The sequence below is a fragment of the Sphingomonas bacterium genome (assembly GCF_903643065.1).
Taxonomy (GTDB): Bacteria; Pseudomonadota; Alphaproteobacteria; order Sphingomonadales; family Sphingomonadaceae; genus Sphingomonas.
The window spans coordinates 21,940-28,461 of the sequence record NZ_CAHJWX010000002.1; the positions used below are offsets into that span (position 1 = coordinate 21,940).

Annotated in this window: 4 protein-coding genes and 1 pseudogene; 1 reads left to right on the forward strand and 4 read right to left on the reverse strand. The window is 67.9% G+C overall.

All coding sequences use genetic code 11. The features are described 5' to 3' along the window. The first annotated feature begins 30 nt into the window (after window positions 1-30). The gene (rutA, locus tag HUU95_RS00230; RefSeq protein WP_174278233.1) at window positions 31-1,110 is read left to right on the forward strand and encodes a pyrimidine utilization protein A; all 1,080 of its coding nucleotides are present in this window, start codon (window positions 31-33) and stop codon (window positions 1,108-1,110) included. A gap of 40 nt (window positions 1,111-1,150) precedes the next feature. Here rutA and HUU95_RS00235 read toward each other — a convergent pair whose 3' ends face one another. From HUU95_RS00235 to HUU95_RS00250, 4 genes and pseudogenes are all read right to left on the reverse strand, one after another. After that, the gene (locus HUU95_RS00235) at window positions 1,151-2,341 is read right to left on the reverse strand and encodes a CaiB/BaiF CoA transferase family protein (protein ID WP_174278234.1); all 1,191 of its coding nucleotides are present in this window, start codon (window positions 2,339-2,341) and stop codon (window positions 1,151-1,153) included. A gap of 4 nt (window positions 2,342-2,345) precedes the next feature. Continuing rightward, complete coding sequence (locus HUU95_RS00240; protein WP_174278235.1) at window positions 2,346-4,208, reverse strand: hydantoinase B/oxoprolinase family protein; 1,863 nt, start codon at window positions 4,206-4,208, stop codon at window positions 2,346-2,348. 10 nt (window positions 4,209-4,218) lie between these two features. Then, a complete protein-coding gene (locus HUU95_RS00245; protein WP_174278236.1) occupies window positions 4,219-6,267 on the reverse strand; it encodes a hydantoinase/oxoprolinase family protein in 2,049 nt (682 codons plus the stop codon). After that, a pseudogene (locus HUU95_RS00250) lies at window positions 6,264-6,522 on the reverse strand (hydroxymethylglutaryl-CoA lyase); the annotation flags it as partial. The gene HUU95_RS00245 and the pseudogene HUU95_RS00250, both read right to left, overlap by 4 nt.

Sequence of the window (6,522 nt, forward strand, 5' to 3'; positions counted from 1 at the left end):
TGCCGCATCTGTCAACCGGGAGAAGATCGCGTGGATTTCGGGGTATTCATTCCGATCGGCAGCAACGGCTGGCTGATCTCGACGACGTCGCCGCGCTATCGCCCCTCCTGGGCGCTGAACCGCGACGTAGTGCAGAAGGCCGAGCGATACGGGATGGAGTTCGCGCTTTCCATGACCAAGCTGCGCGGCTTTGGCGGCGAAAGCGAGTTCTGGGATCACGCAATGGATTCCTTCACGCTGATGGCGGGACTGGCGTCCGTCACCAGCAGGATCAAGCTGTTCGCCTCGACGGCGGTGCTGACGCTGCATCCCGCGATCGTGGCGCGGATGGCCGCGACGATCGACGACATCTCGGGCGGCCGCTTCGGTGTCAACATCGTTTCGGGCTGGCAACAGGCCGAGTACCAGCAGATGGACCTCTGGCCCGGCGCGGAGCATTTCGCGCGACGCTACCAATATTGCGCCGAGTACGTGCAGGTGATGCAGGACCTGTGGACCACGGGTCGGTCCGACTTCAAGGGCGAGTATTTCCGGATGACCGATTGCCGGCTCAGCCCGCGTCCGTCCGCCAGGATCGAGCTGGTCTGCGCCGGCCAGAGCGGCGGCGGCATGGCCTTCGCCGCACGCCATGGCGATTATAATTTCTGCATGGCGTCCGGCGTCAATACACCGCAGGCGAACCGCGTCGCCGTCGCCAGTCTCGCCGCCGCCGCCGCCGAGGCGGGACGCGACGTCGGCGCTTATGTGCTGTTCATGGTCATCGCCGACGAGACGGACGCGAAGGCGATGAACAAGTGGAAGCTCTACAACGACGGTGCCGATCCGGTGGCGCTGTCTTGGATGTTCGATCAGGCCAGCGCCGATACCCAGGCGGCGGCGGGATCGACCGCCCGGACGCTGCAGATACCGGTGGGCGCGGTGAACACGAACATGGGCACGCTGGTTGGCTCCTACGAGACGGTCGCCAACCTGCTCGACGAGGCGGCGGCGGTGCCGGGCGTCAAGGGCGTGATGCTCTGCTTCGACGATTATGGGACGGCGATGGACGATTGGGGGCTGCGCATCCAGCCGCTGATGCGGTGCCGCAGCTACGTGACGCCGGTCGCCTGACACACGCCCGGCCAAGCGCTGTCGAGTACGCAGTCGCTGATCAGATCGCGCCCTTGGCCGCCAACGCGGCGCGTTCCTCCGCCGACACGCCCAGCGCGTCATAGACCTCGTCATTGTGCTGGCCCACGCGCTGCGGCGCGATGCTGCGGACCGACCCCGGCGTGTCGGACATCCGGGGAAAGCTGTTCTGCATCTTCAGCTCGCCCCAGCGCGGATGATCGAGCGTGACGATCGCCTCGCGGGCGGCGAAATGAGGATCGGCGAGCATCTCGGGCGCGCGATAGATCGCCCCCGACGGCACGCTGTGCTCGATCATCAGCCGCTCGACCTCCGCGATCGTCAGCGTTGCGGTCCACGCGCCGATGATCTCGTCCAGCTCCACCTGATGGCGTCCGCGCGACACGTGATCGACATAGCGTGGGTTCACCGCGAGTTCCGGCTGGCCCATCGCGTCGCAGAGCCTGGCGAAGACCGCGTCCTGATTGGCGCCGATCAGGAACTCGCCGTCCGAACACGGATACACGTTGGATGGGGCGATACCCGGCAGCGCCGAGCCCGATCGCTCGCGGATATAGCCGGAGGCGACATATTCGGGGACCAGGCTCTCGGTCACCTGCAGCACCGCCTCGTAGAGCGCGCTGTCGACGACCTGGCCCTTGCCGGTGCGCTCGCGCGCATGCAGGGCGGCGAGCGCGCCCAGGCAGCCATAGGTCGCCGCGAGCGTGTCGCCGATCGACAGGCCCATGCGGCTCGGCGCGCGATCGGGATCGCCGACGATATAGCGCCACCCGCCCATCGCCTCGCCGATGCCGCCAAACCCGGCGCGCGACGCATAGGGCCCGGTCTGCCCGTAGCCCGACACGCGCACGATGATCAGCCTTGGGTTGATCGCGTGCAGGACATCGGGACCCAAGCCCCATTTCTCGATCGTGCCCGGCCGGAAGTTCTCGATCAGGATGTCCGCCTCCGCCACCAGCTTGCGAACCAGCTCCTGGCCGGCGGGGACGCGCAGGTTGGCCGAGACCGACCGCTTGTTGCGAGCCACCACTTCCCACCACAATCGATGCTCGCCGCGACCCCAGGCGCGCATCGGATCGCCCGCGCCCGGCGGCTCGACCTTGATCACGTCGGCACCCATGTCCCCCAACAGCTGACCGCAGAACGGACCCGCGATCAGCTGACCGAGCTCGATCACCCGGATGCCCTGCAACGCGCCTTCATTGATCGTCATCGGCTCACTCTGCCGCGATGGCGGCGTGCGCCCAGACCGGTTGGCGCGGGGCCGGCAGCCCGGTCTCCGCCAGACACGAGGCCCGCAGCACCTCGATCTCGCCGCCTCGATCGAACAGCGGCAGCGCACCGCGCGTCGCCCGCCTCTCGTCGCGCAACGCCGCCGTCGCCGCAGGATCGCCGATGACCACGCCGTAGCGACGCGCGCCTTCGACCGTCACCAGTCCCTGCGCGACCTCCTTCTCCACCAGCGCCGCGTCGCGCTGGAGCGGGTCGCCCCAACCGCCTCCGCCCCAGGTGATGAAGTGGAGCTGATCTCCCGCCGCGACGGCCAGCTCCTCCAGCTTGTTGGCGACGATCGTCTGCGTGCCGTCGGCCTTTTCCAGGATCTTGCGCGCGCGCGCGCCCGGCTCGCCGCCGTTCACGCCCCATGGCTTGATAAACCAGCGGTCATCGTGGATCGCGATCACGCCCGGCTCCAGGAAGCGATAGGTCATGTGAATGCCGTTGCCGCCGCGACACAGCCCCGCCCCGCCGGAGTCCGGCGCGGTCTCGTAGCGCTCGATGACCAGCGGGAAGTAGCGCTCCAGGAACTCGTTGGGGACGTTGGTGAAGCCCGGCCACAGCGAATGGCCGTCCGGTCCATCGCCCATCGGCCGGCCCGGGATGCCGCCGAAACCGATCTGGAACAGCTGGAAATATTGCCCATGCCGATCGGTGCCCGAATAGAACAGATGCGGCGAGGACGAGAAGCCCGCCGCGCAGAGGAAGTCCGGCGTGCGCTGCCCCAACAACCCGCCGAGGATATCGAAGATGCGCCCGAGCGCATGCGTCCGCCCGGACAGCGCCGCCGGGAACCGGGGCTTGAGCAGCGACCCCGCCGGGATGCGGACGTCGATCAGATCGTAGAATCCGTCATTGAACAGGATCTGCGGATCGAAGACCATGATCATGTAGATGCCGAAGAACATCTTGAACATGTTCTCGTTGAGGTAGAAGTTGATCGAGGCCGGGCTCTGCGGATCGGTGCCGGCGAAATCGAGGACGACGCGACCGTCCTCGCGCCACATGGTGCACTTGATGCGGTAGGGCCCGAAACCCATGCCGTCGTCGCAGAGGTAATCCTCGAAATCGACGGGCTCCTCGCCGATCGAGGTCTCGATCAGCTGCTTCATCGCGCGACGATTGCGGGCCAGCAGCTCCTGCGTCGCCGAGATATAGACGTCGTCGCCGAACCGCTCGCACAGCTCGATCAGCCGACGCGACGCGACCCGGCATGACGCGATCAGCGCGTTGAGATCGGCCGCGCACCAGTCGGGCTTGCGGGTCTGGTGCATCACGAGCTTCACCAGGTCCGGGTTGTACTCGCCGCGACGCCAGATCTTGACCGGCGGGATCCGCACGCCCTCCTCGAAGATCGAGTGCGCGTCGATCGGCATGGAGCCGGCGACCTTGCCGCCGATGTCGCTCTGGTGCCCGAACATCGCGGTATAGGCCATGATCCGCCCGTCCTTGAACACGGGCAGCAGCACCAGCCAGTCGTTGGAATGGCTGATCGCGCCACCGACCGAATACGGATCGCTGAGCAGGATCATGTCGCCGTCTTCGAGCGTGCCGTCATAGCCGTCGAGGAAGCCGCCGATGAACGAGCCGAACTGGCCGACGATCATCCGCCCCTTGTGATCGGCGATCAGCGGAAAGGCATCGCCCTGCTCCCGGATGCCCGGCGACATGGCGGTACGGACCAGCGTCGCGTCCATCTCGACGCGCGCGTTGCGCAACGCGTTCTCGATCACCTCCAGGGTGACCGGATCGATCGGTACCGTCGCGAAGGGCGTGTGGTTGGGTTCGATGATCGTCGCGGGCATGGCAGGTCTCTCAGGCGAGCGTGATAAGGATGTTGCCGACGGCATCAACGGTGCCGACGCAGCCAAGCTCGATCAGCGTGGTGGAGTCCATCTCGATCACGATCGCGGGCCCGGGGACGACGTCGCCCTGTTCGAGCAAGGCGCGATCATAGATGACGGCGGCGTGGGTGGCGCCCTCCATCCACAGCTCGTGATCGCGCAGCTTGGCCTGGGCCGGATCGCCGTCGCCTCGCGGCAGCGTCGCGGCCGGCAGATCGAGCGCGACGCCCAGCGCCACCGCGCGCAGGTTCACCAGCTCGTGCGGGCTGGTCATGTTGAAGGTGAACAGCCGCTCGTGCTCCGCGTCGAACCGCGCGGTGATCCCGGCCAGCCCGTCGCGGCGCAGCGTCTGTGCATCGATGGACAGCGGCACCTCGAACGCCTGGCCCTCATAGCGGACATCGATCTCGAACAGGCTGGTGATGTCGGCATCGGCGATGCCGTCCGCCTTCAGCTCGTCGCGGGTCTGCGCCGCCATCTCGTCGAGGATCGCCAGCACCTCGGCCTCATCGGTGTCGCCGAACCGGCGCGAGAAGCTGCGGGCGGTCTCCGTGCGCATCCGCGTGGTGGCATCGCCCAGCGCGCAGAGCACGCCCGGCGACACCGGCGATACCGCCGGCCAACTGCCCATCAGCCGCGCCACCGCATTGACGTGCAGCGGCCCCGCGCCGCCGAAGCCCATCAACGCGAAACCGCGCGGATCGTAACCCTGCTGGACCGAGATCATGCGCAACGCGCCGAACATGTTCTCGTTGACGATGTCGATGATGCCGCGCGCCGCGTCCATCAACCCGATGCCGAGCGCGTCCGCGATCGTCTGGACCGCGGCCGTGGCGCCTTCGCGATCGAGCTTGAACGTGCCGCCGAGCAGCGACTCCGGCAGGTAGCCGAGCACGACATTGGCGTCGGTGACGGTGGGCTGCGTGCCGCCCTTGCCGTATGCGACCGGTCCGGGGACGGCGCCGGCCGATTGCGGCCCGACGCGCAGCGCCTTGGTCAGCTCCGGCACATAGGCGATCGAGCCGCCGCCCGCGCCGACCGTCTTCACGTCCAGCGACGACGCGCGCACCGACAGATGGCCGACCTCCGTCGTGCGCGCCCGGCGCGGCTCCAGATTCTCGATCAGCGCGACATCGGTGGACGTGCCGCCGACGTCGAGGGTCAGGATATTGCGCAGGCCGCTGTTCCGCCCCACCCAGAGCGCGCCCGTCACGCCGCCGGCGGGACCGGACATCAGCAGCGAGACCGGATGCGCTTCCGCCTTTTCCGACGACATCAGCCCGCCATCGGAGCGCAGCAGCGCAAGCTTGCCCCCCATCCCCGCGTCCCGCAGCTTGGTGCGCAGATTGCGGACGTAATTGCCCACGATCGGCCGCACCGCGGCATTGGCGACGGTGGTGAGCGTGCGCTCATATTCCTGCATCTCGGGCAAGACCTCGTGGCTCAGCGAGATCGGCAGTTCGGGGCAGATCCGGGCGGCGAGCTCCCCGACCCGGACCTCGTGCGCGCCGTTGAGATAGGCGTTGGCCAGCGACACCGTGATCGCCTCGACACCCTGGTCCTTCAGCATCGTCAGGGCAGCCTCGATGCCGGCATCGTCGGTCGGGCGCACCTCCCGGCCCTGCGCGTCGATCCGGCCCGCGACCTCGATCGTGTCGATCAGCGCGGCGAGCGGCTCGGGCTTGGGCCAGATGATCCAGCCGGCGAGCCCGCCGGGCACATAGCTGCGCGCGATCTGCATGATCTGGCGATAGCCCTGCGTCACGATCAGGCCGACGCGCGCGCCCTTGCCCTCCAGCACGGCATTGGTCGCGACCGTGGTGCCGTGCAGGAACACCTCAACCTCGGTCGGCGTCACCTCCGCCTTGGCGCAGACCGCTTCCACCCCCTCAAGGATACCCACCGAACTGTCCGCGGGAGTCGAGGGCGTCTTGTGCCGCCAGAAGCGGCCCGACTCCTCCTCCAGCAGCAACAGGTCGGTGAAGGTGCCGCCGACATCGACGCCGAGGCGATAGCTCATGCCAGTTCCTGCCTTTCGAGATTGCGCGCGGCCGCGGGCGGGAATCGCCCGGCCTTTGAGACCATGCCCGGCAGCGGGCGGCCCATGATGTCGGTGAACCACCGGGCCGCATCGATCAGCGCATCGAGATCGAGCCCGGTGCCGACGCCCGATCGATCGAGCAGGTAGGCGACGTCCTCGGTCGGCACGTTGCCGGCCGCGCCCGGCGCGAACGGGCAACCGCCGACGCCCCCGAGCGACGCGTCGATCGTCGCG

Coding starts and splice junctions, on each gene's coding strand:
- HUU95_RS00235 (WP_174278234.1), bottom strand. CDS start 2,341: ATGACGATCAATGAAGGCGCGTTGCAGGGCATCCGGGTGATCGAGCTC.
- HUU95_RS00240 (WP_174278235.1), bottom strand. CDS start 4,208: ATGCCCGCGACGATCATCGAACCCAACCACACGCCCTTCGCGACGGTA.
- HUU95_RS00245 (WP_174278236.1), bottom strand. CDS start 6,267: ATGAGCTATCGCCTCGGCGTCGATGTCGGCGGCACCTTCACCGACCTG.